Source organism: Chitinophaga arvensicola, assembly GCF_900110835.1.
Lineage (GTDB): Bacteria > Bacteroidota > Bacteroidia > Chitinophagales > Chitinophagaceae > Chitinophaga > Chitinophaga arvensicola.
Genome location: NZ_FOJG01000002.1, coordinates 3,921,822 through 3,947,559, shown reverse-complemented (window position 1 = coordinate 3,947,559; position 25,738 = coordinate 3,921,822). Strand labels below are relative to the sequence as shown.

The following is a 25,738-nucleotide window of genomic DNA, read 5'->3' as shown; positions in this document are numbered from 1 at the left end:
TCTAAATATGCTTATTATTTAGTATATTCAAGTAACTATTAAACAAGTTAACCTATAAGCGATGACAACCCTGGAACAAGTCAAGGATGTACCCTTTAGGGTCAGAGTAGCCGAAACAAACGCATTCGTTCGGGAAATCCCCTACAACGATCAAACGAGAAAATCTTCCCGTTTGACTTTTGACTTTGATAAGCTGGCCAACCACGCTTTGCATAACCACTATTGTATTTCCTTTATAAGATGTCCGTTTCCTTTAAACTTCGATAGCCTGGTAAATCATTTTGACTGGTGTAGCCGGTATCTGTATTTCAACTTTGAGGAATCAATTCTTCGAATTGAGATATTTACAAAGATGGAGAACCAACATTATGACGATACAAAACTTGAATACCTGATTAAGTTACTCAAGAAATATCCTCAGGCATATCAATATGATTTGGATGACGCCGATCATAAGCAGAAATGGGCGCTGCTGAAGAAATCCAATTTTCAAAAGAATGCAGACTTTTTAAGGATAGCGGAGAACGACAAGGAACAAAGAGCGATGTTACTCGACTATTTACGAACTCTGCAAGAAAAGACAGGGAAGGCGAAAATTACAGATGCTAATAAACAACCGGGTACCCCTTCTTCCAAACAATTGGTTGTACCCACATCCGAAAAGCGGGAAAGGGAAGCCAGCAGTTATAATTATCTGAAGTTAAATGAAGAACTCTCTCCGGCAACTTGCAAAGAAGTGATTGATTTTTTATATACCGCCTTCCAACCTTATTTTCATATCCCTTACGACGTGGATACCTTTCGTAAAATATTTATCAAAGAAAACAGTCCCATATTAGAGCTGATCAAAAAGGATAACTTCGATAATCAGTCTCTAAAAATCATCTTCCAGGCATTGAAGGATACAAAGGGACTTATCGTTTCCTGGCAGGTAATTGAAAAGAAAGTTCGGGTATTCAAGGCAAATGGAACTCCATTTTCCGGTTTTTCTGAAGTGAGTATGGGCAAGATTAACCCCAAGAAGCGTAAACAACAGGAGAAAGATATGTCTCCCATCATTGAATTGATTAAGAAGGAGTTAGCCAACAATAAAAGAAAATAAGTAATCGCCATCCTACAAACAAAGTCCGGATTTTGCATGTTTTTTTCGGTATTTGCCTTAAACCGGTATTTTTTTGCATTCAAATTTGCTCTGAATCAATTGTGAAGAGATATGAGTGAGCAAATGCAATTTATTGGTTTCAGTATAGAGCAAGCAAGGCTCTTTATTGAAAGTATCGTTAAGTCCTGCCTCCAGGAAAATAACCTATCCAAAGGTCTATCAGAAACACCGCTAAACATCCGGCAGGCTTGTAAGATTATAGGTGTTTCAGCCCCAACACTCCGGAAGTTCGTACAAATGTCCCTGATCCGCCGCCATGACCTGGGTGAGCGTAAGAAGGTATTTTACCTGTCTGAACTGGAGGAAGACATTAAGCGGATTCGATCCATGAGCCAGAAACCCGAACGGGAAGATTAACCCCCTTAACCCATCTCAAAGCATTTTATGGCAACAAATGATTTTCCCATTGCAGAGGCAAAGCGGATCGACATGGTTGATTACCTGGCCTCCCTGGGCTACCAGCCCCGGAAGATCCGCGGTCAGGATTATTGGTATTTATCTCCATTTCGCGAAGAGCATACCGCCTCCTTTAAAGTTAACCGCAAGCTGAATCTGTTTTATGATTTTGGAATTGGTCAGGGAGGAAGTATTGTAGACTTTGGAATGTTGTTTCATCATTGTACCATTCCTCAAATTTGGGAGAAGCTGCAATCTTTTCTTTCTTTTCACCGGCACCAGGTTATCTCTCAGCCTCCACCAGTGGGACCAGCTCCCGATTTTTCCAGTGAAGAAAAAAAGATCCGGGTGATAGGGGATGCGCCGATTACTTCACCGGCCCTGCTTCATTATTTGGAAGTGCGCCGTATTCCCTTGCAGCTTTCCCAGCAGTTTTGCCGGGAAATTAGTTACTCCCTTTATGGAAAGGACTATTACGCCATCGGTTTTAAAAATGATGCCGGTGGGTATGAATTGCGCAACCCTTATTTCAAAGGGAGTTCCAGCCCCAAGGCAACTACGTTTATTGATAACGGTGCATCTGAAGTATCCGTATATGAAGGCTTCTTCAGTTTTCTATCTTTCCTGATGATCTATCAAGAGAAAAATCTGCCGGTAACCAATTACCTGGTACTAAATTCTTTATCCTTCTTTAAAAAGAGCCGGGGATTAATGGAGAGGCATCAGGCTATTCATCTGTATTTGGATAGAGATAAAGCAGGCATTGACCAAACGCATCAGGCATTAGCCCTGGATAGGAAGTACCAGGATTGCAGTCACATATACGGGAGCTACAAGGACTTAAATCAGTTTCTCGTCCATTCAAATCTTGTGCAAACCACCAAACATTCACAAAATAACCTCAAAAAGTTACGCCCAGGTTAACATCAGAAAAAGGTGACGATCCTTTTTCTTTTCACCGTAACCCACTCCTCCCAGGAGTAATTATTCAATTATCAAAATCTCAAATTATGGCAGACTTCAAAAGAAAAACATTGCAATTAAGTTCTGGTAAGCAGATTAAGTTATTTGGAAATAGCATGGCTATCGGGAAATCATTGGAACTTGGCGAAGGGTATCGCCCCAATATACTTGCCTGTAATGATGGGGCTTCGGAAAGTAATTCCCCCGCATCTGTGCATAATCCCTTTAGGTTAACCCGTGATGAACTAATAGAATTGGCGGATTATAACATTCAACTTTGGATGGACTTGAAAAAGAATATCTATAAATATGGGATAGATAATCCTATGATTTTTGAGATGGAGTTACCGCCTCAGAACAAATTAACTAAGCCCGGGCCCAAGAAAAACGGGCCTGAAGGGGAAGGTAAAAAGATAGATCCTCCCAAATCAGACGATAAATTATAGCATAAGGAAACCATGCGGGCGGGAGCATATGGGTCTTGAGGTTCGGTATAGCCAGCTATGTTTTGGTAATACCAAAACTTCTGACCCACCGCATGCTATCGCATTTATGGGTAGGTTTTTTCATCCGCTTACAGGCGGATTCAAAAAAATAAAACGGACTGAATCATGACGCAGAATGATAAGAGGCGGGGGAATAAAGGAGGGCGTCCATTAAAAGAAGTCAGGAAAAATATTATCCTGACATTCAAATGTTCAGCTTTTGAAAAGATGGTCATTGCCCAAAAGTCAAAGGAATTAAACCTGAATATATCAGAGTACATCAGGCAGATGTCAGTAAATGGTAAGGTTGATCAGCAGGTTAAAGTATTTCCTGCGGAAGTATTGGCACTATCCGGATCACTTAATCATATTGCAGCCAACATCAACCAGGTAGCCAAAAAGCGTAATAAGGATGAAGACTTATCAATGTTGGAGCGCGTAGACCTTCAAAACCTGGTGCCGTTGCTAAAGGGAATTGCTCTGGAGATTAAAAATTATCTCAGATGATCGGCACAGTAATTACCGGAAGCTCTTTTTATCATCTTATCAGTTATGTCCTGGAAGATAAAAAAGATTTGTCCGAAGAGCAGAAAAGGGAAATGTCTTTAAGGGATGGCGTTCAGCATAAGGATAGAGCGGAAATACTTGCCTTTAATAATTGTTTCGGAGATAAGTATGAGATGGCTGAACAGTTTAGAGATGTAGCCCGCTTGAGTAAAAGAGTGGAAAAGCCCGCATTCCATCTTTCTATCAGACTGGCTGAAGGTGACCATCTGACCAAAGATCAGCTGATTGAGTTGGGAGAAGCATTGGTAAAGGAGTTCAATGTTGCAGATCATCAGTACCTAATGGTTTTTCACAAAGATACCCGTGAGCAACATTTTCATATTGTAGTAAACAGGGTAGGACTTGATGGTAAAGCCGCCAGTGATAGTAATAGCTATAGGCGAATGGCAGCATTTTGCAGGAAGCAGGAACAGAAACTAGGGTTGACACAAGTATTGAGTCCGAAGGCTTTTTTATCGAAAGAGCAGCAATTAACTCCCCGACAGGATCAAAGACAGACAAGACTAAGAGATCATATCCGGAATACTTTGAAGGACGTGAATGATTATCCAGCCTTTGAAAAAACAATACGCTCATTGGGTTATACAGTAATTAAGGGTAGAGGGATTGCATTTATTGACGGAAAAAAAGTAAAGATTAAGGGGAGCGATGTTGGTTTCTCCCTTTCAAAAATCGAGAGGATTCTATCTCTGAAAAAGGAGCTCGCATATAAGCAACAGGAGCAAAGGAATTTTGAATCGCTTTCCCGAAATCAATCTGGGAAAAAGAATCACTATACCGATAATGATTGGCCCCAGCATAATAACGGTTCGCCCCTGGTGCTAGGGATTCAAAATTTAGCAAATCTTATTGAATGGTTATTGCAGCCTGAGATGACCGACAATACTATTCCATATGAGTTAACCCAGGAGGCATATGATCGGAAACAGAAAAGAAAGCAGAAAAGGCAATCTCATTAAAATCTTAAAAGCAACAAATCATGAATCAGATTATAGAGACACTCGCATCCAAAGTAGATAAACAGGAAACGTTATTGCAGGAGCTGGATGAAAAGGTAAAGGCTATTCCTGACAGCTCCGGTAAGATTGTCGAGATATGGAAGGAGATGCATAATACTTTCCTCCAACATTCACTACCTAAAGAAGAAGTAGTAACGCTAACTGCTGCCTTGTCTCAGAATATACGGATAATGAAAACACCCCCGACAGAGAACTTAATACATCATCATCATTTGTCAAAGGTTATTTTTATAGTGATAGTTCTGGTAATAGTTATTGCAATCCTCGGTACGGGGTGGTATAATACGGCTGATAGCCTAAAAGAGTATAAAGAAGCAGACACAAAATACCGCTTCCTGAAACTACAGGAAAGTAGATCTATTCAGCAATTATTAATCACTACAGACAGTCTTTATTATCGGATTCCCACCCTGCGGGATAGTGTACTACGACAGGAGCAATTGAAGAATGACCGTCTGGAAATGCTGCGACTTGCTACAGAACAAGAACAGTCCGCTAGGGAGTTGAGGAGAAAAGCTGGTGAGAGGAACCGGCAGTAGCTACGGCCTGAAATACCAGGTTTCCTGTGCTGTCTTGCCAAATTGCTGGACATAGCTACCATTGGCGTGAAGGATACATTCCAGATATTGAGCCGGGTTGCCGATTTTTAAACCAACCACCTGCAGCCCGGTTTCATTACATTTTTTAAGAAATCCCGGCAGGTCTTCAATCAAAATGACACGTTTGCCATGAGCAACTCCCCTGAAATTTTCCAACCAATATCTGTGTAAGATTATTTTGTGTCATACATTTCCTGGATTGCCACGCATCTGAAAATTAACCCATCTCTTTCTTCCATATGGGATTCATGATAATGACCATAATACCATTCCTTGCATCCGGCAGCTTTAAGATATGAGTAGATCCGGCTCATTATCTGTCGTTCGTTTTCCAGATCAGTAGCCAGGTCTTTGCCGGCGGCCATCTCCTTAACAATAAAATTGAGAACGATGGGGTCAAAGGTATAAGGCCATGCCTCTTTTGGGGCTACGTGCGAAATAGCTATGTCAATGCCGTGAGCACATGCTGATTTTAGCAAAGTCTCATCAAACTGGATTTCTTCTTCCGGCCAGTAGTCTTTACCAGGTGTTCTGCTTAGACGATCAATAGATATGCCGCCACCAATAAAAAAGACGCGTTGATTTTCTATTTCCAATACTTCATAATCCTGTACCAGTTTGACGTTTTGAAGGTTGAAAGTATCCCGGTGATCCCAGAACCACTTATTATCATGATTGCCTCTCAATATGTACAAATGGTTTTCTTTTTCCCTATGAAATTTATCAATTTGAGACAATGCTTTTATGTCAAGATCTTTATGCTGAAAGCCAAGCCCCCAATCGCCAACCTGTATAAAGGCGATTTTCTCCAGTCCGAATTTTTTGATCTTGTATAGTATTTCCGGATAACCTCCATGAAGATCACCAATGATTACCATTCTGATATTGAATTAGATGAAAGTTAATATGTTGCTAATTTAATTATTTATAATCCTGGATATGCCTGGTCCTGGAAGTTATTTGTTTTCCGGTGTATTGTCGGTAACCTGATTTCTAAGCAGAAAAGTAACTTCAATCATTCTTTCCATGTCTATGTATAGCTCTGTTGTTCCTAATGGATCAATGTTGCCCATAAGCAGATTTTTAATAAATCCATTCCATAGATGTTTTCTAAAGCTTTGAAGGGAATATCTTTCCCAGAAATCAGTAATTACCAATTGTGGGTTATTTATTTCTTGTTGGTTAAGCCTGAATGGCCGCTGGCTGTAATCATCTTCTATTTCAAAAGAATTGATTAGCGGGTTACTATTTTCCATAATTGAAAAAGGTTAATTAAATAATAAAATGGTTTGATTGTTTGTAGAGTACTGACTCTGTTGTATATAGCTTTCGGCTCTCCGGGTACGGTTGCAGGACGAGCCGCGAACCATGTAGTTGTATACACCCCTAATATGGATACCATAAAAGGAAAGATATTTAGTGAGTACACATGAAGCCTCACTCTACGGGTGTACAAGCACCCTCAAATATTTTGTTTGCCAGGGCTATTCTACAATTATATTAATCCCGGCTTTATTGGCCTTATAGGTTATCTTTTGTCGTAATCCGCCATAGTTCCAGTTTCGCACAACAAATTTTTGTTCTTTTGCCTGTTCTTCTGTTTCCTGCTGGTCCACCAGAATAAGTGTAGCTGCCTGATATTTTACACAAAGGTCTATCAGCCGTTTACTGTAAACATGGAGTTTATAGTTGATATACCTTTTTTCTGCATCGCGGAAGGTATTTACCTTTTGGCGCATCCGCGCTTTCCCATTTTTAGTCCTGTTAAAGCCAGATGATTTCTGACAGCGCCGGATAGCTTCCTGGATAGCCAGTCTACGATAGAGAAAGTCTTCCTTTGTGCCTATCCTATATTGGTACTTGTTGATTTTTACTGCCACCGGGATTTCCATAGAAAGAGACGCCTCTGCTATCACATCTGTTTTTAGATTACCCACCAGCTTATCAAACTGGAAAATAGCCAGTAGGTAAATCTTGCTACCATCTAATTGCAGGGAGCTATCACATAGTTTGTAATCTCCTTCTATAGCCCTTTTCCACATACTATACTTATCATCCAGATCCTTTCCGAAATAGGTTTTAAAGTGAAGTCCATAGATAGAAAAAGTATAGTTTCTACTTTGGCCAATAGGCCGGATTTTGATTAAAGCTCCAGCCGGTATGGGTATGGGGATATTGCGTTTATAGTTCCTCAGTGATCTATCTCCTTTCCAATATGCTTCTTTTTCCTTGTTGTAGGTAGATACAAGGGTATTATTAAGACACCCGAGTATTGCCATCGGCATATCCTGTTTATATCGTTTGCTGAGGAACTGATAAGTGGTATTGGTTTTTGAGGTGGTTAATATCCCATCCGGATCTTTGTGAACATTGGCCAGCTTGACTTTTGTATCATCTTTCAGATAGAACAGTTCCTTTATCTGGTCCTGAATAAAGTGATGGGTAGATATTTGATTGGCGGCCCGGAAACAGAAATGTTGCCATTGCCACAACGTTTCCCAGGTTGTATGTCTTACCTGGTCGTCATCATTGTTGATAAGTAACTGGATTCTACGCGTAACAATGATTTTTCTTGTTTCCATGTTTGCGAATCTTTTGTAAGGTTTGATTTGCTGAAACGTACTGATTTACTACATCGGCTAATGGCCTGTTCGTTTCGTGGGAAATCCTGTCAAAGCTGTATTTGTCCTGATGCCGTAGCCTATATACTTGGGCTTGTTCTGGCGTTAAGTAAGCTGTATAGTTATCTTGATTCTTCTTCCTGCTAGTAGTTTGCTTTTGTGGAGGAGCCAATAGCATTGATTTCAGTGATTCAATGCTTTCCTGGATTTCCGTTGTTATATGCTGATATGGAGCCGCAAACCGTTTGGCTATTTCTTTATAGTTAAGACCATGGAGCATATAAAGCCTTATGATAGTTTGCCTGTTGGCCGGTAAATATGGAATGGTCTTTTCTATTCTTTCGAGGCGTTCAAGATCTTTTCCTGACAGATAGCCGGATTCCGGCTCGTCTTCCTGGTTAAATGAAGCATAATGGCTATTTTCCAGAAATTCAAGACGCATAAAGCTGCGATGAAATTTACTGGTCTTCTTTCTAAGGTATTCGTAACATCCCCACCGGACGCATAGACGGATGAAACGGAAGAGATGCAGCATGTTGGTCATTCGGGTTCTAAAATCCCATGCGCGGAGAAACGCTTCCTGTAAAATGGAGTTTATGACAAAAGAGTCCTCTATTATGCGCCTGGCGTAATAAAAGGTCGGCTTGTATAGGTTACTGTATATATAGTTTAGCCCTGTTTCATCACCCAGCTTGAACAATTGAAAATGCATACTGTTCTCAGGTGTGCTGGTTGTAATGTATCTACTCATAGCTTCCAGTTTTAAATAGACATGACAAGATTGTGGCGGTTATTAACCACCAAAGCCATTTCAGTATGTTTAATTGGAGCCTGCGGAGTGAATATAAAAAAGGCGCAGGACTCAACGTTACCGTCCCCTGGCACGACCAAGCGCCTAAAGACCAAAGCAACGCGAGCCCACGCGCCTTATGACGTGAGCTTCGCCGTTGCCTTGTTGGTCTGGAATTTGGTCGTTTCGGGGACCAAGGCATTTGCGAGGCGATTCATGCTATATTAGTAGAATCGCCAAATTAGTATTTTATGGAAAGATTTGATAGTCTCTCTTTTATAAAGATAGGATAATTTTTCAATTGTACATCTATAGAGGTACGAAATATTTTCGGATTTAGCGGAACTTCCTTTAATGAATGCCCTTCAGGAGGAAGAAATATTAAAAGAGTTTGGAAAAAAGCTTCAAAAATTGCGTAAGGCAAAAAAATTAAGCATTAGAAATTTTGCATACGCGGCGGAATTGTCTGTAAGTTATGTTCAGAAATTGGAGGCAGGTCTGTCTAATCCATCATATACAACATTGTTAAAAATTATTGATACTCTTTCCGTTGATCTTAATCATTTTGCATCGGAATTTTAGAAAGGCGTACCCCCAAAAGTAACTATCTACAATAGACCTATGGATTCTAAAAATAATTTTTTATATGCCATTATTGGTAGCATAGTAATCTTCTCATTTTTATTCATTACCAGAATAAACTGTCCTCAACTTCTGGATATTGATATAAAATGGATAGGTGTCGCCCTGCTGCCCTTAATCTTTTGTTTAGTAATAGGGAAATATATTAAGAAATTTTCTGGCTTTGGAATTGAATTGGAAATTGTAGCTGAGGAGTCTATTCTGACAAATACTTCCATTATACAATTAGTGCATCCTGTAATCGCTGAAGAAAAAGGATCGACTATAGGGCTTCAAGATTATCCTGTGGATCAGATTGCTGCCGTGAACGTTATCCGCTTTCGAGATAATCCAAATTTGTTGTACAATCGTTACGATGTCAGAAGATATTTGGAGTTCTTTTACAATGTTCAGTATTTGCAACTCACAGATAATTTCGGTAGGCTTAAAAGCATTACTAGAATAAATAGGAATAGAGTTCTGAATACTGATCAATATCCTGACGGAATTAATAATGGAATTGATATAATTAAATCATTTAGTAAAAGCGACACCGTCCGTATTTATGTAAAGGCAGAACAAACTGCCGTTGATGCTTTAAAAATCATGAGAGAAAATGGTATTCATTTTATTCCGGTTGTTAATTCTCAATTGCAACTTATTGGAATTGTTGAAAGAAATAAGTTGGATGAATACTTGGCAAGTATAGTTATTAGCATTAGTGATAAAAAATCAAAATGATATATGCATGCAGAAGAGTGAGTATTATTCCCTTTTTGAAGGATTAGAAGAAAAAGCATTGGAGCGGGCTTGGCTGAATAGAGATTTTGAGATAGAGCGCTATTGGCAGCGTGCAAGTTATTTCTGGGCGTTTACTGCGGCTGCATTTGCAGGTTTTTTTGCTCTTGCTGCGTCAAGCACAATTGAAATAAGGTTTCCGCAGCTGCAATTTTTTGTTATTTGCTTGGGGCTGATTTTCTCAGTTGGCTGGTTATTAGTCAATATTGGTAGTAAGAAGTGGCAAAAGAACTGGGAAAAGCATATAGATATGCTTGAAGATATAGTAACAGGTCCGATCTATAAGACTGTTCTAGAGAAGAAAAGTTTCTCCGTATCTAACATTAACATTATTGTTAATAGTGCTGTAATTGCTATTTGGGCGCTTTTATTCTTCGATTTCCTGTTCGTCAAAATGAGTTTTAAATGTGATAGCCATTGTAAGCCAGATTTATTGATAATAATAGCATGCTTGATAACCTTTATATGCTTGGCACTAATGGTCTGGGGACCGGGAAAAACGGGAAGTATTAGAAAACCATTTTCATTTGTCAAAAGAGAAATCTCATATAAAAATTGACTCGTAAAATTCGGTTTTTTTTTATAGCTCTTAGTAAATAAATATTGAACTCGATGCACCAAATAATTGTGGTAAGCATCTTTTTCCGCTAACCAAATTATTTAATTAAGTGTGGGGAGATTGGCAGATGGAACATTTTCTGGTTTAAACTATAATTAGGTGAGTAAAGTAGCAACAGCCAAGCAAACCGGACAGGGGGGCACAAGTTACGAGGATAAGGTAGTAGCCTATTTCTTGGCGTGTATGCTATCTGAAAATTTGCCATTTGATCCCCAATCAGGCCTTATTAAAAAAATCAGCCTGCAGGCTGGGGCAGACGGCTGGTTATTTGATGATATCTTACTGACGCTCGAATCTTCTCAAACCATCCGTCGTATTGCCGTATCTGTAAAAAGTAATCAACAGTTCAATTCCAAAGGATGTCCGGCAGAAATTAACCGGTTGTTATGGGAACAAACACTACACCATAATTCTCTCGTATTCAATAAAGATTCAGATGCACTCTGTTTAGTAGAAGCTCCCATTTCTCCGGCGGTTTCAGCTGATTTAAACCAGCTTTTGCAGCAGGCAGTTCATCAGGATAAGGCAACCTTACATCAACGTATTTTAACTGACCGGTTTTACTCCAAATCTGGCAGGAAGATTTACCAAAGCTTTTATTGCCCGCCAGATCTGGCCGCACTTTATACTGTCAGGGAAGAAGACACGGTTAACCTGCTTAAATGTTTTATGGAGCGGGAGATGGATTTTGAAAATAAAGTATCAAAAGACGAAGCAAGGGGCATAGAGTTATGCCGTAACTCGTTAAGCAGTAAAAATCAGGCTGACGCAGAAAGGCTTTTCAAAGCTTTATGTTTACTCCCAAGAAGTATTGCGCCTGTTGCTGGAAGCCTTGATCGAAAGGGGCTGGTACAGGTCTTAAAAAATGACTTTCTTCTTAGCAATGCCCCCAGGTATGAATCTGATTGGAAAAAACTAAACCAGGCAGCAGCTGACAAATTTTTAATCATTCCGGATAAGTTAGGCCAGCAATTGTCACTGGATAGAAACGCATCTGGCAACGATCTAGAGAATAAATTAAGTAGATGTAAAGGGCTGATCATACAGGGGATTTCTGGTAGCGGAAAAACGAACCTGGCTAAATTATTTGCTGAAAGGAAAAGAGCTGAAGGTAGCAGTATTATTTGGCTGGATAGCACTGATTTTGACTCGACATCGATGGAAACAGATATGAGGCTGGACAACCAGCTTTCCGAGTTAATTGAAGAGACTTCGGATGTTCATGCTTATTTATTTATTGATGGTATCGAGCGGTTATATCATCAGCGCCAGCAACAGAAGCTTGCCATCATTTTAAGAAAAGCGATCGATGAGACTTCTTCTTGGAAAATTATTTTTACTTGTCCATCAGATCAGATTGATAAACTGAGCCAATTTTTCACCAATTTCAATTTCTCTCCTTCAATCTTTCAGAATTTTGATATTCCGGAACTAACATTTAACGAGTTATGTGAAATCGCTACAGCCTATCCATTGCTAGAGCAAATCCTTTTTATCGATTCCATGGAAAACATCCGGAATAATCTGAAGTTATTAGACAAGCTTATTCGGAATGCCAATAATCTTTCATCTCTGTCGGCAGCACATAATTTAGGAGAGAGTCATTTGATTGACTTTGTATGGACAGAGGAAGTGGAAAATGCAAATAATGGACTGCAAATAAGTTCTTTTCTGAAACAGCTTGCTGAACAGCAGGCTGATAATTTGAGTATCGGGATCAGTGTTCATTTATTCGCTCCGGATAAGCTAGCACCAGCCGATGCGTTGCGATCCTTGGGTTTTTTAAAAGTGCAACATGAGAAACTTTATTTTAATCATGATCTATATAGCGATTGGGCCAGGTATAGGCTGCTTAAATCCTACGATGATGAATTACCTACCTTTTTAAAACAGAAACATTTAACCTCACCGTTATGGGCAAAAGCCGTACGTTTATATGGCATCAGCCTTTTAGAACAAGAGCCCACAGGAGCACAATGGGAGAAGGTAGTTCAGAGCTTTACAGACAACTCGCCGCAGCATCTTTTAGTGCGGGATCTTTTACTGGAAGCGTTTTTCTTTGCTCCGAATGCCTATTCGTTGCTTACTCTGCACAGAGAACTTCTGTTTACCAATGAAGCAGCCTTGTTAAAGGGCATTACTAAATTATTTTTACTGCGAGCAACACACGCTGCACCGCATGTGCTTGAAATCGCAAAACGGATCGGCATTACAGAGAAACAAGCCTCTGCTTACGACCGGTTACCAATTCCCGAGTATTGGCCAGATGTTTTAAAGTTTTTGTGGGAACAGTCAGAAATTGTATTGGAGCATGACTTAATTAACACTGTCGAAATAGCATCTCTCTGGCTTGAAAAGACGCCGGAAAAGTTTCCATTGCGACAGGAAGCAGGTAATCTGAGTCTGAAGGCAGCAGAACAAATATTTTCAATACGGGAAGAGGGTGGGTATATTGATGATAAAATAGAAGAGCTAGTATATAAGGCGTTACTATTGGGTTACCTACAGAATCCTGAGCAAGTGAGGAACTTATGTTTGCGGATTTGTAAACGAATCAAAATAGAACCTGATGCCAGAGCCGTGGAAAATAAAGATCCTGAACAAGGTGTTATATCAGTTACTGGTCGTGGGTTTTCACGAAGAAAAACTGATCCATGGCCATTGGGGCCGCTTGACAGGATTGACAGTGCTTTTCGAAAAGTATGTTTGGATGGCAGGACAATTCTCCCCATACTTCAGTATGATCCGTCATTGGGATCGGAGATGTTGCTGGCTGTAATGATTGAAGAGCCCGAGGATAGCTGGTATAGTTCGGATCGGTTCAATGATCATTATGAGCTTATTGAAGAACATGGCTGGTACCCGCCATTCTATTTACGTGGCCCTTTCTTGAATTTCCTGCGACTTTCGCCTTTAGAAGCATTGTCCTTTATCTGTAAGTTAACCGATTTTGCCACGGAACGTTGGCTGGAAAGTCATAACGAATCATCCAATAGTAATAAAATTGAAATAATTATCGAAGGGAAATCCAAAGAGTACATTGGAGATTTTTATGTTTTCGGTTGGCATAAAGATGTTGGGAATGCGCCTCATAGTCTTGTGTCAGTTCTCATGGCCCTGGAACAGTTCTTTTATGAAGAACTGGAGAAGGATAAAAATATTGATGAATACACGTCGTACCTGATAAAGAATACAAATTCCCTTGCTATTATAGGCGTCATATTTACCATTGGAAAATTACATTTCCCCTTGTTTTTAGAACGGTTGAAGCCCTTTCTTTCGACGTATGAATTTTATGAATGGGATCTCCACAGTGGGTATCATGACCTTACCATGTGGGGGGATTTTAGCCAGGCCTGGCAGGAACAAGTGAAAAAATGGAAGGGCAGACACCACCGGAAAATTGCCATTCGGGATATTGTACTTCATCTATTGTTGAACAACGGGGAGTTTCAAAAAGATTTTGTACCAGTAAGAGAGAAATGGCAAAGCGAATTGCTACAAATGCAGACGCGAAATGAACGAGATATATTTCTCTATCAGCTGATACATCAAACCAATCCTGCCAATTACGAGAAAAAGGTATCTGAGCAGGGAACCTATTTTGAATACCAGGAGCCCGTCGAAGTAACCGATCATTTGTCAGCAGGACGAAAAGCCAGTCTGGAAACCCTTGAGGATTCTCATTTGGCATATAAATACCAGCTGATGATTGATCAGAAATCGCCATTTGAATTAGCAGGGGCAGAATACTTATGGAGTAAGATTCAGACCGATTATGCAAAAATAGACCCTGAATCCGACAGTCATTGCAGTGGCGAACATGCATGGGCATCGCCCTATACAAATGTATTGGCAGCTGTTAAAGTGTTAGTACATCACAAGGATATTTGGATTGATAAATATCCTGATTACTGGGATTGGGTACTTGATTTAATGAAGAGGATAATAGATAAGCAATTTTTATGGGGGAACGAATTTCACCATTATGGCACCCACCAGGAATGGAATATTTTCCTTGCAGAAATTGCGCCTGTTTTATGGAAGAGCAACATAGATAGTAAATCGATGCGCAGAGTCATCGCTGGCTCTTTGTTGTTGTTTAACGACGCTACAAGAAAACATTTTTTTACCACAGCTTCTGCATTGTATTCTTGGGATACCCCGCATTTTGTACAGGCTCAAAATCTGCTTTTATATTATAGCGGGGAATATTATCGGGGGATAAAAAACTATAACGAAGAAAAAGGGAAGCTTAAGAAAACAAGAGAGGAGCTTGCCGAGAAATTTATAAATAATAAAATCGAGACTTTTATCCTGGATTGGTCCGTCATTCGTTCTCCCGAAGAATGGAAACAAAAGGAAACTGATAATTGGCGCAGGAATTCTCAGGATCGTGTAAGAAAAGCAGGTCTAACGACAAGCATAATTATACCTATGTTGGAGGTTATTCCGGAATTATCTGCGATTAAGGGGAATACAGAAAAGACCTATATCGTTTCATTATGGGAGCAGGCATATAAACAGATTATTTATCAACTCGGAGAGATAAAGGAAGATTCCCTGCCTATTAAATCATCGGAAAGTGAATTCGACAGAATGGTTCTTCAAAAAATTGCTAGATCAATTTTATTTCTCGGTAGTGAAGAAGTCGAATTGAGATTTTGGGAGCCATTATTTAAGTATGGTTATCTCGCCCAGAAATGGATTCAGACATTTTGTAATTCTTTTTATGTTAACCTAGACACCCCGGACATTCGCGATAAAATGGTGAAGTTATTGAACCAGATGGTTGAATATACCTACACTTCGTCAACCTGGGAAACCAAACATATTGATCGGTTCAGTGACTTTAGAATTTGCGTAATGGGTTTTCATCCTTGGATGTGTGATGTATGGAAGTACGACTATTCTGCTTTTACTTCTGCCGCAGAACCAATTTACAAAAAGTGGTTTGGTAAAAATAAATTGAACCCTTATGTAATAGATTCTTTGCTAGGTTTCATTACAACCCCTTCTGGCAAGTTTATGCTCAAGGATGGGTTGAGAATCCTTACTTTTTTTTTCCAGTTAAGCTTACATCAAAGTCAACAGAAGGCGCCAGAGGGGTTGGTTTGGGTAGGTCATAAGGACCTGGATGATAAACTGGCGACTTGTTTAAGTGCTTTATGGCAATATTTTTCAAATAACATGAAAACAGATAAAGAATCATATGTTTTTTACCGGGAACTGATTCAGTATTTGATAGCCATGAAAAATGTTGTGGGTATAGAATTGCAAAAATCGTTGATAGAAGATTAATTATAAATTATGGAAATTAAATTCTTTGATGCAGGATGTGGTGATGCTATTCATATTCGATTTTTGGGAGATGATGGGCTTTATCATAACATTTTGATAGACGGAGGATCAGAAAGCGAGGATATCTATACCAATAGTATTAGAAAGGAAATTGAAAAAATTGTTCAAAGAAGTGAAATCATTGATCTTTGGATTATTACTCATATCGATGATGACCATATTGGCGGTATCCTTCGTCTGATAAATGACGAGACTATTTTTAGTCAATTAGATATTTCAAAAACAAAGGTTTGGTATAATTACTCTCAGTGGGACTACGATACTGGCATCAGGAATACTAACCTTAAAAGTGTGCGTCAGGGAATAAAATTGAGAGAATTCTTGTCAAAGCATGCTCATCTCAATGAATTTATAACTGATGAACTTGGGGTAATTGATTTTTGGGGCGCTAGAATAACTTTATTATCACCAGATAGCGAAAAACTAAAAAAAATGATAATAAAGTGGAAACGAGAAGAGATCAAAATAGTCAAGAAAAAATCAGCCGAAAAAAAAGCAGGTAAAAAAAATGATTATAAAACAAAATTGGAGGATTTTAACCTTGAGTTATTTAAGGAAGATAATAGTGAAGAAAATGGGAGTAGTATTGCTTTTATCCTCACCTTTAATGGAAGTAATTTTCTCTTTTTAGCCGATAGTCATCCTTCTGTGATTTCACGTGCTTTGAAAAACCTGGGATACTTGCCAGGTGAGAAAAAAATCGAATTGGCCTATATGCAGGTTTCTCATCATGGAAGTAAATTCAATACCAGCGACCTACTATTGGATTTGATTAATTGTGGCCATTTTATTGTCAGTGCGGATGGACTTAATAAAAACAACCTTCCAAATAAGGAAACGCTCGTCCGCATTATTAGACATAACTCCAAGAGGAATCTGCAATTCCATATTACCCAAAAGAATCGCGTTACAACTTCAATTTTTGACGTTGATGGAAAAATAGAGAACGTATCAATTTTATATCCGGAAGCTCAGAATAACTACTTAACCTTTAACCTTTAGATGGCGTATATCGATAACTATATTGTTAAGATAAGTGATAATAAAGACGAGGTTGGAACGGGATTTATCTATTTTCCATCCCCTAATTGTGACGTTGTATATATCATTACGGCACGGCATGTCTTACTTGGCGAGAATGATAATGTATTACTGGAGAATATTCAAATACAGTTTTTTGATGAGACGAGAAAAGTATATAAGGTTTTAAATGATGATTCAATCATTTTGGGTAATAACAATGAGTCAGAGGACTTTGCAATTATAATTTGCCCGAAAACTATAGTGCCTTTCTCAATTGAAATAGCAAAGTGTCCTCAACTTATAAAATTGATGGGGAAAGAGAAAAAGTGTTTTGTTACGGGCCTACCGAAAGTTGTTGACAACAATACTCTGCGTTCTTTGTTGAAAGTTGAGATCTTGCCGGACAAAGATTTTGATAATCAAATACAATTGGAAATAGCTGATCCAATCAGTAGTGTATACAATTCAGGGACTCTTTTAGATGGCTATTCGGGGAGCCCCCTATTTTTAGAAAGCGAATCTCGATATTTCATATTTGGCATTTTCTCCGGGTACGAAACAAGCACGAAAAGAGTATTGGGCGTCAGTCTCTCTGCAATCAATACACATTTATTAGCCGCCCAACAGCCGATACTTGAACTGAAAGTGGTTGAAACAGACCCTGAGGTACTCCGTGACCTTTCTAAACTTAAGAGTAATTCACACCGGGTATTGCACAGAATAAAAACTCAGATAGGGAAAATAACCCTGCCTAGAATCAACCCTAAGAACGAATTAAAAGACCTTATCATTGCAAGTCCATTCGTTTTAGTTTGGGGGAATCCAGGAGTTGGCAAGTCTGCTTTGACTAAGCAATGTATTTCTGAGCTTGAGAATGATTTTGAAATTATCGCTTTGCAAGGTGAACAGTTGGATAAAACTAGTTTGCGCGAAATTTTTTTAGAGTCGTCGATGTCTCTGACAAGTGATTTCGAGAACCTGTTGGATTCAGGTGGCATGAAGGGTGATAAAGTTTTACTTATTGATAGCATTGAGAAATTACTTGAAACTGCAAACGCTGACACGATAATTGATTTCTTTGCTCTTCTAAAACGTAGAACGGATCTGAAAATAATTCTGACTTGCAGAAGCTATGCTGTTGAGCAACTAAACATCAAGTTTCTTAATCAATTTCCGACCTACCAGGCATACATGGTATCGATGTTATCAGAGGACGAGCTTGATAGTGTTTGCATAAACTATCCAAATATTAAAGTATTATTATCCAAAGATGCACTTAAAAAGATATTGCGAATTCCGTTTAATCTTGATAAGGCTACTTTGATCGGGAATGAAATAATTGAGTCTAGCATAACTTCAGAGATTGATTTTAAGAAAATTGCGTGGGAGTATATAATCGAAAACAAAGAAAAAGAGAGTAATCCTACAATCAGGAAGCATCGTAGCAGGATGTTTCAAACAATTGCATTAGAAAGGGCGATTAAGATGGTGCCCTATATTACCTTACCGGAGACCAATGATAGTTCAATTTTGCATCAACTTCTACGAGACAATCTGATTGAGGAGAGTCCAACATTAAACAATCGTTTTTCTGTAACTCATGATATATATGAGGATTGGGCCCTTACACGATTCATCGAGTCAAAATATCAGGATATAGTAATACCAGGTGAACCAATCGAAATATTTCTTTTAGCTCTAGGTTATGCACCTGCTATTCGGCGTGCATTTAGAATATGGATTTCTGAAAATATACAAAATATAGATGATAATTATCGGCATTTTCTTCAGAGTATTTTAAAGGAGAAATCAATACCTCAACACTGGAAGGATGAGATAATCATTGCTGTTATGCAGGGGGAGTATAGTAGCTCATTTCTTGATAATGCTAAGAGGATTTTATTTGATGAAGACTACTTTTTGTTTAAACGCAGTTTATTATTATTAAATGTTGGCTGTCAACAACCTGATTTGAGCTATCTCCCTTTTTTGAAAGATGACGAGAAAAGCAGTGTTTATACAAGTAGTTTCTTAAAGCCAGAAGGTGCAGGATGGGGCAATATGGTAAATTTTATCCATAAAGAGTTGGATGATTTAAAAGGCAGATATAATCAAATTGTTCCATTTCTCTTGCAATGGAGTAAAATTATCAATGTGAATAGACCGCTGCCGAAGGAATCAAGAAAGGTGGGATTAATTATACTCGAATACCTGCAGGGATATAGAGAAAGTATAGAAAATGATGAGCACGAAAGTGCGAAAGATTTAACCGAAATTCTTGTTTTATTGTTTAAGCTTACAAAAGTTGTTAAAGCTGAAGTAAAGCATTTCGTTGTCAATATACAGAATTTCGATAGAAGAGATGTTCATTATAAGCTCAGGGACTTGGCGGATAAAGTATCCGATATTCTTTTGTCTTGGTCTGACAGTGTGGAAATTTGTAAAGAACTTTCCGATGTCGTTATCAACTTGGCTGAAAAAGAATGGTTTTATTACCCCCCTTCACCTGAGCAGTTGGAAGAGATGTTAAGAGATAAACCATTCAAATCGATACCAATGGGTATTGATAAAGAAGAACAGTTCGGTGTGGTCAGTGGTTTTTCACGAGATTATTTTCCTGCCAGTGCTTTTCAGACTCCCATCGGCCATTTGCTTAGAAATGTTCCTTTAAAAACCCTTCGATTTATAACAAGACTATTTAACCATTCAGTAGACCAGTTCTTTCAATCAGATTTTTTATTGAAAGATACTTTTTTCATGCAGCCAGATGAGAGAATTGAAATCAAGTATCGATTATCAAATGAAAGCGTTGTTACACAGTATGGAACTTTGGCATTGTGGTTAATGTATAGGGGAACTTACATTGCAACTCCTTATCTGCTCCAATCTGTTTTGATGGCACTGGAGGCATGGCTATTACAATTAGCTAAGATAATTGTAAGTGATGAAAATAATGAATACCCGCATGTCAGAGAAGTCTTGAATGACGCAATTGATCTTTTATTAAAAGAAAGCAAATCCGTTTCAACCAGTGCCGTTTTAATAAGTGTAGCTTCTGCTTATCCCGATTTAATAATCCAGAAGATTATGCCTCTCTTAGGGGTAAAGCAATTCTATAAATGGGATACTGCCAGGGGATTATACGAGAGAGATGTATTAGCGCCTTACGGGAGCAGGAAAAACGCCGAACTGTTGCAAAGAGAAAGAATAACATCAAAGGAGCTCCCTCATAGGAATATAAGCATGGAATCTTTGGTGCTTAAGCTCAGTTTGGGAAAATATGAGACAGAAATGATGGGATTGCTGGATAGCTTTTATCAGGAGAATGTTCAGGATGAAAGTTGGAAATTTGCCTTGAACAGAATGGACAAAAGAAAATTGGAAATTATAGGTGAAGTTGAGAATGGTTTTTTGGTGCAAACAAAAATTGATGAAGACTTAAAGCCAATAGCTGAGAAAACGAAAGCAATGGTTGATGAAATTACGCCATTAAGTGCTGCATCAAATTGGGCAATGCGAAAGATGAAGAGAGAGTCTGTCGATGAAGATAACTATGAAACTTGGGAAAAACACTTTAGTCATGTGTCGAATGCTTCCCCGCAAACTCGGCAGGTAAAGATTTATAATAATCCCGCAGCTCTTGCCGCAATAGGAATCCGGGATTATTTTGAATTACTAAACGAAATCCAAGTGAATTGGTGCATTGATCGTGTATTATCAATAGTTGGATATGAAATTAAGAACATTGGAAAGCATTTTGAACTCGATTCCGACGCAGCTTTCGGTGCGTTTGAAATAGACGCGGCACTTATCGCCTTAGTTGAGCTCGCGTATAAGCTGACTGGTGAGAATCTTAGAAAAGCTAGAGAATATCTTTTTGTCTCTTTGATACTCATTGACAATAAACTGGAAAGAGACAAGTTAATTAGGAAATTTAAAGGTGACTTATGGTCACACTCTCCTGGTTTTGCTCTTTCATGTGTTATCGGACTTATTCGTTATTCAAAGATTTCGCACTTGCGGTCCAGAATCATTCATGCTTACGGATCGCAGAGTTATTCAAGAGCGGCAGTTGTAGAAAGTAAAAACTTAAAAATGTACTGGAATAGATTTTTAAAAATTCTGAAATTCCAGTTTTTGAGAAAAGACCGCAAAATAGACGATCTACAGGCCATCATCACAGAATATGATGATCGGGTTCTTGAGATTATTACCGAGGTGACAGAAGAGTCCATAGAATTTCAAGTAGATGAATTGGATACTACTTCAATTTCTACCTTTCATTTGATGGAGGCACTTTTTTTAATTCCTGAGAATACGACGAATGTAAGTCTGCATGATTATTATTCTTATATACTGAGCTATGTGGGTAGAAATATAGATGCCAAAGATCTGTTTGGTAATGATAAAATTCATTACGAGACACTTCAAAAGTTTGAGGAGCATTTTTCAATGTATCTTCTGGTACAACAGAGCAGCATTGCCATAGAGAAGCTAAATGAATTACTCAATTTAACGCTTTCTCAAAATAGGCGATATAGAAGACGTACTTCTGATATTGTGAGAAGATGCCTGGAATTGATGCTAACATTCACGATTCAAGACGAAGAGCTAATTCCGAACTTCTGGATATTGTGGAATTATTTGTCCTCAAAAACTCTTGAATCAACTAACGGATACATTACCGACATATTGCTTTTGGATTATTCATATTGGGGCTCCGATGGGAAAAATTGGAAAGGAATAAAGGGAAAGAAGTTTTTTTTTGAGCCTCTGATTAAACATAGCGGAACACTTAAAGCAACTGGAAAGCTTCTTTCCGGTGTTGGATATAACGAACTTATGCCAGATGGTATTTCTTGGTTAGCTGGATTATTGAAATATCAGGTGCTTGAAGAAAGAGACGATATATATTATTTTGAGAAGCTTTCGACGAGAATATTTTATGATCCAAGGATGAGAACTGCTATTCGTAATAATGCTGAATTTAGGAATTCCTTTCTGTGTATTCTGAATGCACTGGTTGATCAATATTCAGCTTCTGCGTTTTTGATAAGGGAGGATTTTATTTCATTAAGTAAATAGCCCAGCCTAGGCTTAAAGAAAATGAAAAATTGCAATTTAGTTCATTAGACAACGATAATTTCGATTCTTCTAAGCTATGTATGTTTTTAGCTTGCTGTTATCCTATTTTATGTTTTATGCTATATAAGTGATTTATTATCAAAAAATATTACTTTCTGTATCGGGAAGTAAGAACTTCCCTTTATTTACTAATTCCATCAGATTACTTTACATCATACATCTCCTGTATAGCCACACACCTGAAAATTACTCCGTTATGTTCCTCTACATGAGATTCATGATAATGCCCATAATACCATTCTTTGCAACCGGCTGCTTTAAGATGTGAATAGATTCTACTCATGAGTTGCCGTTCATTTTCCAGGTCACCCGCCAGATCTTTGCCGGCGGCGATCTCCTTTCCAATAAAATGAAGTACGATAGGATCAAAAGTATAAGGCCATGCTTCTTTAGGCGCAACATGAGAAATAACAATGTCAATATCCTGAGCAGTTACTGATTTCAGTAATGTCTCATCGAAGTGAATTTCTTCGTCAGCCCAATAGTCTTTACCAGGTGTTCTGCTCAACCGGTCAATTGATATGCCGCCGCCAATAAAAAAGACTTCCCGTTTTTCTATTTCAAGTACTTCATAATCCTTTACCAGTTTCACGTTTTGAAGATGAAAGGTATCCCGGTGATCCCAGAACCATTTATGATCATGATTGCCTCTCAATATATACAGTCGGTTTTCCTTCTCTCCAAGAAATTTATCAATCTGAGACAATGCTTTCACGTCGAGGGCCTGTTGCTGAAAGCCAAGTCCCCAGTCACCCACTTGTATGAAAGAGGTTCTTTCCAGTTGGAATTTTTTGATCCTGTAAAGTATTTCCGGATAACCGCCGTGGAGATCTCCAATGATTACCATCCTGATCTTTATATTAGATGAAGACTAATATAATTATATATACCCAGGAATTTTCAACGTCTTCTATTCAATTTAAACCCCAGTCCCAACTCCAGGTAACCAATATTACTAACTGTACCTAAAGGATAATAACGGATAGGATAGAAAGGGAAATACAACCTGGCATCAAATGTCCGTTTTTTTGTGCCCAATGAAAGATCGTACATCAGTCCGTAATCTGGTGTGATACGATGTGTTGCGGTAGTTATTTTTTCTAACTCCGGATTGTCCAAAGTTTCGCTGAAAGCCGTATATTTTATGCCTCCCATGATCAATATCGTATGACGGGTTTTTCCTTTGGGACCGTATAAGGAATAACCTATGCCTAATTTTTGAGTAAGCGCATAATTGTAATTCGTTTTGATATATTCCTGTGGAAAATTCCTGAATAGCAGAAAGCTGAGCATAGAATGGGAGGCAATAGAAAATTTTGGGGTGAACTGATGAAAGGCCATGACAGATACAGTCGGCTTTACTGTGATCCAGGTAACACCAATAGCGGGTTTAATTTCCAGGAATGGGAGTGTGTCCTGTGCGTGTACACAGGTAGTGATAAGAAGAGAAATACAGATAAATATTAGGCGCATAAGTTGGGGTTATAATTGTTGAAAGTAAAAGGCTACTGCCTGCTTAATATTCGGCGTTTTAGAACCCAGGTGATCCAGTCCTCTGGCGAGATGGTATTGTTTGGTGAAGCCGTTGTAGTGTTGCTGTAATATCTGGTCAAGCAGCGCTATGGGCGGGCGCATAATTTCTTCTTCCAGCTCACCCGCCGCAAGGAAAAATACACCGGTTGAAGTTTGATTGATTGCCCGGTGTGCTTTTTCATTTTTTAGAACGATCTGGTTTCCCAACCAAAGCGAGGGACTGAGACAGAGATAGTTGCCAAATATCCCGGGATAATTTGTAAAACAGTATGCTACGCATAATCCTCCGGCAGAGTGTCCTATCATGGCCCTGTCAGCGCGGGTGTTTGATGCGTGAAAATCCTTTTCCATCTTTGGGATCAACTCTTGCTGGATGAATTGAATAAATTTATCAGCTGCTCCTTTATGACCTTTATAAGGCACCGGAAAATAGTCATCCAAACGGTTATTGCCGCCACCGATACCAACCACCAGTATTTCTTCTTTGTTTAAATCTGATGACTTTTTGTCACACTCCGATGCTACAAGGTTGAAGTCTGTTTTTGGATCAAGCACATATAAAGTTTTATAGGTTCTGTCCGTTGAGAAATGTTTCGGGAGGGCAACTTTTATTTGGTAAGTGCTGCCATTAACAGATGAAGTAAGATCAAATGTGCTGATGCGCGCATGATCGATTTTATCTTTTCTGCATGCCGGCAACAATAGTATCAGTATCATGCAGGTGATAGAAAGAAGTTTCATAAAACGGACAAATTTATCTTGTGTGTCAAAAAGAAGTATTGGCTTCATACCCAATGAAAACAGGCACAAATGTGCGAAAGGGCGCGATAGTAATCGCCCCACCAGCTATGGTGACACCTCTTTTTTGCGATAAATAATCCTCGCCTCAGGACGACGGCGACTGATCCTTCAGATAGGCGGACGGCTGCTGACCAGTAAATTTCCGGAAATTACGGTTGAAGGAAGACTTGGAATTAAACCCACATTCGAAGGCAATGGATAATAAGGTATAGCTCTTACTTCCCGGAGCCGCTACTATTTTTTTAAACGCTTCTACCCGCAGGGAGTTGATATAATCGTAAAAATTCTGACCAAATTTAGAGTTGATAACCTGAGACAAAATGGCATCGTGTATCTCCAGGGTCCGGGCTACATCTCCAAGTGTGAGTTCCGGATTTGTATACAACTGTTCCCGTTCCATTAACTCCTTTAGTTGTTCCTGAATTTTTAACGCATTGTCTTCCGTAAGGGTTGAGCCTTTATATTTAATGGAGGTAATGGGTGCTTTAATTGCCACTGGCTGACTGGGTGTAACGGGTGCCGCCATCTCCTTTTCCGGTGCTGAGGTAATTTGCGGGGTTACGGGAGATTTGAATATTGTTTTTTGACGTACGCCAAAAAAGCCGATGAAACATATAAATAGAGATGCGCTGAGGTAAATCGTTTGCGGCGTTTGATAAAATACTACAAATAGCCAGATAATCCCCATACCTCCGATCAGGTAGCGCAGCCAGTTTAAACTGATCTTTTCGGTGTTTGAAAATTCCTCTTTCAGTTGGCGTTTAAATCTATATAGCAATATCGCTGATGCGGTAATGTAACTAACCCCAGATACAATAATGGTGATATTGGTGAAGAACGCCAGGTTGCTAAAGGCCGGGAGACCGCTATCAAAGACGCGTATTTTTTCCTGTGAGGGTAACAGCAGGAATGGCAGCCAGCATATGCTGATGAGCACCACCGGTAAAAAGTGCAATAACCACCATAGCCCCAGTCTTTTTTTAGCTGTTAAATGTAAAATATAAAGATATAGAAAGGGGCCATGCAGGAGGGGAAATACGCCACTCCACCCCAACAGATAGGGGAATTGATGGTAACGCCCGGATATAACGAAGTACAGATCCGCCAGGTGCAAAGTGGCAAATAATTGCCAGGCAGTTAAAATTTTATCGGCAGTCGTTTTATCAGGCTTCCCGATTAACAACAATAACAGATAGATGGATACAATAACACTTGCAAAGTACAGCCAACTCATT

General features: G+C 39.0%; 22 protein-coding genes. 13 read left to right on the top strand and 9 right to left on the bottom strand.

What is annotated here, in order from left to right:
- The first annotated feature begins 61 nt into the window (after positions 1 to 61).
- From BMW79_RS32975 to BMW79_RS32945, 7 genes are all read left to right on the top strand, one after another.
- Positions 62 to 1,102 carry a hypothetical protein gene (locus tag BMW79_RS32975; protein WP_089903813.1) on the top strand — a complete coding sequence of 347 codons (1,041 nt, stop codon included), beginning with the start codon at positions 62 to 64 and terminating at the stop codon, positions 1,100 to 1,102.
- A 111-nt stretch (positions 1,103 to 1,213) separates the two neighbouring features.
- Positions 1,214 to 1,519 (top strand): MerR family transcriptional regulator, encoded by a 306-nt coding sequence (locus BMW79_RS32970; RefSeq protein WP_089903810.1) that lies wholly within the window; start codon positions 1,214 to 1,216, stop codon positions 1,517 to 1,519.
- Between the two features lie 27 nt (positions 1,520 to 1,546).
- Positions 1,547 to 2,482 carry a CHC2 zinc finger domain-containing protein gene (locus BMW79_RS32965; protein WP_089903807.1) on the top strand — a complete coding sequence of 312 codons (936 nt, stop codon included), beginning with the start codon at positions 1,547 to 1,549 and terminating at the stop codon, positions 2,480 to 2,482.
- Positions 2,483 to 2,568: 86 nt separating this feature from the next.
- Positions 2,569 to 2,967, top strand: coding sequence for a hypothetical protein (locus BMW79_RS32960; RefSeq protein WP_089903805.1), 399 nt, complete (start codon positions 2,569 to 2,571; stop codon positions 2,965 to 2,967).
- A 165-nt stretch (positions 2,968 to 3,132) separates the two neighbouring features.
- Positions 3,133 to 3,513, top strand: a complete 381-nt coding sequence (locus BMW79_RS32955; protein ID WP_089903804.1) for a plasmid mobilization protein — start codon at positions 3,133 to 3,135, stop codon at positions 3,511 to 3,513.
- Positions 3,510 to 4,532 (top strand): relaxase/mobilization nuclease domain-containing protein, encoded by a 1,023-nt coding sequence (locus BMW79_RS32950; RefSeq protein ID WP_089903802.1) that lies wholly within the window; start codon positions 3,510 to 3,512, stop codon positions 4,530 to 4,532. Before BMW79_RS32955 ends, BMW79_RS32950 begins: the two co-directional genes overlap by 4 nt.
- A 20-nt stretch (positions 4,533 to 4,552) precedes the next feature.
- Entirely contained in the window at positions 4,553 to 5,131 is a 579-nt protein-coding gene (locus BMW79_RS32945) for a hypothetical protein (RefSeq protein WP_089903800.1), read from the top strand.
- Here BMW79_RS32945 and BMW79_RS34045 read toward each other — a convergent pair whose 3' ends face one another.
- The 5 genes from BMW79_RS34045 to BMW79_RS32925 all read right to left on the bottom strand — a co-directional run bounded on the left by BMW79_RS34045 (position 5,132) and on the right by BMW79_RS32925 (position 8,563).
- A complete protein-coding gene (locus BMW79_RS34045) occupies positions 5,132 to 5,305 on the bottom strand; it encodes a hypothetical protein (RefSeq protein WP_177192430.1) in 174 nt (57 codons plus the stop codon). It lies immediately after the preceding gene.
- Positions 5,306 to 5,364: 59 nt separating this feature from the next.
- Positions 5,365 to 6,069, bottom strand: coding sequence for a metallophosphoesterase family protein (locus tag BMW79_RS32940; RefSeq protein ID WP_089903798.1), 705 nt, complete (start codon positions 6,067 to 6,069; stop codon positions 5,365 to 5,367).
- Positions 6,070 to 6,147: 78 nt separating this feature from the next.
- Complete coding sequence (locus BMW79_RS32935; RefSeq protein WP_089903793.1) at positions 6,148 to 6,447, bottom strand: hypothetical protein; 300 nt, start codon at positions 6,445 to 6,447, stop codon at positions 6,148 to 6,150.
- A 228-nt stretch (positions 6,448 to 6,675) separates the two neighbouring features.
- Positions 6,676 to 7,773 (bottom strand): hypothetical protein, encoded by a 1,098-nt coding sequence (locus BMW79_RS32930; protein WP_089903792.1) that lies wholly within the window; start codon positions 7,771 to 7,773, stop codon positions 6,676 to 6,678.
- Complete coding sequence (locus tag BMW79_RS32925) at positions 7,742 to 8,563, bottom strand: RNA polymerase sigma factor (RefSeq protein WP_089903789.1); 822 nt, start codon at positions 8,561 to 8,563, stop codon at positions 7,742 to 7,744. The genes BMW79_RS32930 and BMW79_RS32925 overlap by 32 nt, the downstream gene beginning before the upstream one ends.
- A gap of 393 nt (positions 8,564 to 8,956) precedes the next feature.
- Between BMW79_RS32925 and BMW79_RS34445 the strand changes: the two genes are divergently transcribed.
- The 6 genes from BMW79_RS34445 to BMW79_RS32895 all read left to right on the top strand — a co-directional run bounded on the left by BMW79_RS34445 (position 8,957) and on the right by BMW79_RS32895 (position 22,109).
- A complete protein-coding gene (locus BMW79_RS34445; RefSeq protein WP_089903787.1) occupies positions 8,957 to 9,184 on the top strand; it encodes a helix-turn-helix domain-containing protein in 228 nt (75 codons plus the stop codon).
- A 39-nt stretch (positions 9,185 to 9,223) separates the two neighbouring features.
- Positions 9,224 to 9,964 (top strand): CBS domain-containing protein, encoded by a 741-nt coding sequence (locus BMW79_RS32915; RefSeq protein WP_089903784.1) that lies wholly within the window; start codon positions 9,224 to 9,226, stop codon positions 9,962 to 9,964.
- Positions 9,965 to 9,971: 7 nt separating this feature from the next.
- Positions 9,972 to 10,580: a RipA family octameric membrane protein gene (locus tag BMW79_RS32910; protein ID WP_089903781.1), complete on the top strand. Its 609-nt coding sequence runs from the start codon at positions 9,972 to 9,974 to the stop codon at positions 10,578 to 10,580.
- Positions 10,581 to 10,739: 159 nt separating this feature from the next.
- The gene (locus BMW79_RS32905; RefSeq protein WP_089903779.1) at positions 10,740 to 15,941 is read left to right on the top strand and encodes an AAA family ATPase; all 5,202 of its coding nucleotides are present in this window, start codon (positions 10,740 to 10,742) and stop codon (positions 15,939 to 15,941) included.
- A gap of 9 nt (positions 15,942 to 15,950) precedes the next feature.
- Complete coding sequence (locus BMW79_RS32900; protein WP_089903776.1) at positions 15,951 to 17,003, top strand: ComEC/Rec2 family competence protein; 1,053 nt, start codon at positions 15,951 to 15,953, stop codon at positions 17,001 to 17,003.
- A complete protein-coding gene (locus tag BMW79_RS32895; protein WP_089903773.1) occupies positions 17,004 to 22,109 on the top strand; it encodes an AAA family ATPase in 5,106 nt (1,701 codons plus the stop codon).
- 202 nt (positions 22,110 to 22,311) lie between these two features.
- Here BMW79_RS32895 and BMW79_RS32890 read toward each other — a convergent pair whose 3' ends face one another.
- The 4 genes from BMW79_RS32890 to BMW79_RS32875 form a co-directional block, all read right to left on the bottom strand.
- Complete coding sequence (locus BMW79_RS32890) at positions 22,312 to 23,016, bottom strand: metallophosphoesterase (protein WP_089903770.1); 705 nt, start codon at positions 23,014 to 23,016, stop codon at positions 22,312 to 22,314.
- A 53-nt stretch (positions 23,017 to 23,069) separates the two neighbouring features.
- A complete protein-coding gene (locus BMW79_RS32885; protein ID WP_089903767.1) occupies positions 23,070 to 23,642 on the bottom strand; it encodes a hypothetical protein in 573 nt (190 codons plus the stop codon).
- Between the two features lie 9 nt (positions 23,643 to 23,651).
- Complete coding sequence (locus BMW79_RS32880; protein ID WP_089903764.1) at positions 23,652 to 24,491, bottom strand: alpha/beta hydrolase; 840 nt, start codon at positions 24,489 to 24,491, stop codon at positions 23,652 to 23,654.
- Positions 24,492 to 24,588: 97 nt separating this feature from the next.
- Entirely contained in the window at positions 24,589 to 25,737 is a 1,149-nt protein-coding gene (locus tag BMW79_RS32875) for a helix-turn-helix domain-containing protein (protein WP_089903761.1), read from the bottom strand.
- Position 25,738 lies beyond the last annotated feature (1 nt).

Bases quoted from the DNA above. Each gene is read 5' to 3' on its own strand.
- BMW79_RS32880 (WP_089903764.1), bottom strand. From the start codon at position 24,491: ATGAAGCCAATACTTCTTTTTGACACACAAGATAAATTTGTCCGTTTT.
- BMW79_RS32975 (WP_089903813.1), top strand. From the start codon at position 62: ATGACAACCCTGGAACAAGTCAAGGATGTACCCTTTAGGGTCAGAGTA.
- BMW79_RS32965 (WP_089903807.1), top strand. From the start codon at position 1,547: ATGGCAACAAATGATTTTCCCATTGCAGAGGCAAAGCGGATCGACATG.
- BMW79_RS32970 (WP_089903810.1), top strand. From the start codon at position 1,214: ATGAGTGAGCAAATGCAATTTATTGGTTTCAGTATAGAGCAAGCAAGG.
- BMW79_RS32900 (WP_089903776.1), top strand. From the start codon at position 15,951: ATGGAAATTAAATTCTTTGATGCAGGATGTGGTGATGCTATTCATATT.
- BMW79_RS32910 (WP_089903781.1), top strand. From the start codon at position 9,972: ATGCAGAAGAGTGAGTATTATTCCCTTTTTGAAGGATTAGAAGAAAAA.
- BMW79_RS32935 (WP_089903793.1), bottom strand. From the start codon at position 6,447: ATGGAAAATAGTAACCCGCTAATCAATTCTTTTGAAATAGAAGATGAT.
- BMW79_RS32925 (WP_089903789.1), bottom strand. From the start codon at position 8,563: ATGAGTAGATACATTACAACCAGCACACCTGAGAACAGTATGCATTTT.
- BMW79_RS32885 (WP_089903767.1), bottom strand. From the start codon at position 23,642: ATGCGCCTAATATTTATCTGTATTTCTCTTCTTATCACTACCTGTGTA.
- BMW79_RS32960 (WP_089903805.1), top strand. From the start codon at position 2,569: ATGGCAGACTTCAAAAGAAAAACATTGCAATTAAGTTCTGGTAAGCAG.
- BMW79_RS32940 (WP_089903798.1), bottom strand. From the start codon at position 6,069: ATGGTAATCATTGGTGATCTTCATGGAGGTTATCCGGAAATACTATAC.
- BMW79_RS32875 (WP_089903761.1), bottom strand. From the start codon at position 25,737: ATGAGTTGGCTGTACTTTGCAAGTGTTATTGTATCCATCTATCTGTTA.
- BMW79_RS32945 (WP_089903800.1), top strand. From the start codon at position 4,553: ATGAATCAGATTATAGAGACACTCGCATCCAAAGTAGATAAACAGGAA.
- BMW79_RS32895 (WP_089903773.1), top strand. From the start codon at position 17,004: ATGGCGTATATCGATAACTATATTGTTAAGATAAGTGATAATAAAGAC.
- BMW79_RS32955 (WP_089903804.1), top strand. From the start codon at position 3,133: ATGACGCAGAATGATAAGAGGCGGGGGAATAAAGGAGGGCGTCCATTA.
- BMW79_RS32890 (WP_089903770.1), bottom strand. From the start codon at position 23,016: ATGGTAATCATTGGAGATCTCCACGGCGGTTATCCGGAAATACTTTAC.
- BMW79_RS32950 (WP_089903802.1), top strand. From the start codon at position 3,510: ATGATCGGCACAGTAATTACCGGAAGCTCTTTTTATCATCTTATCAGT.
- BMW79_RS32930 (WP_089903792.1), bottom strand. From the start codon at position 7,773: ATGGAAACAAGAAAAATCATTGTTACGCGTAGAATCCAGTTACTTATC.
- BMW79_RS32915 (WP_089903784.1), top strand. From the start codon at position 9,224: ATGGATTCTAAAAATAATTTTTTATATGCCATTATTGGTAGCATAGTA.
- BMW79_RS34445 (WP_089903787.1), top strand. From the start codon at position 8,957: ATGAATGCCCTTCAGGAGGAAGAAATATTAAAAGAGTTTGGAAAAAAG.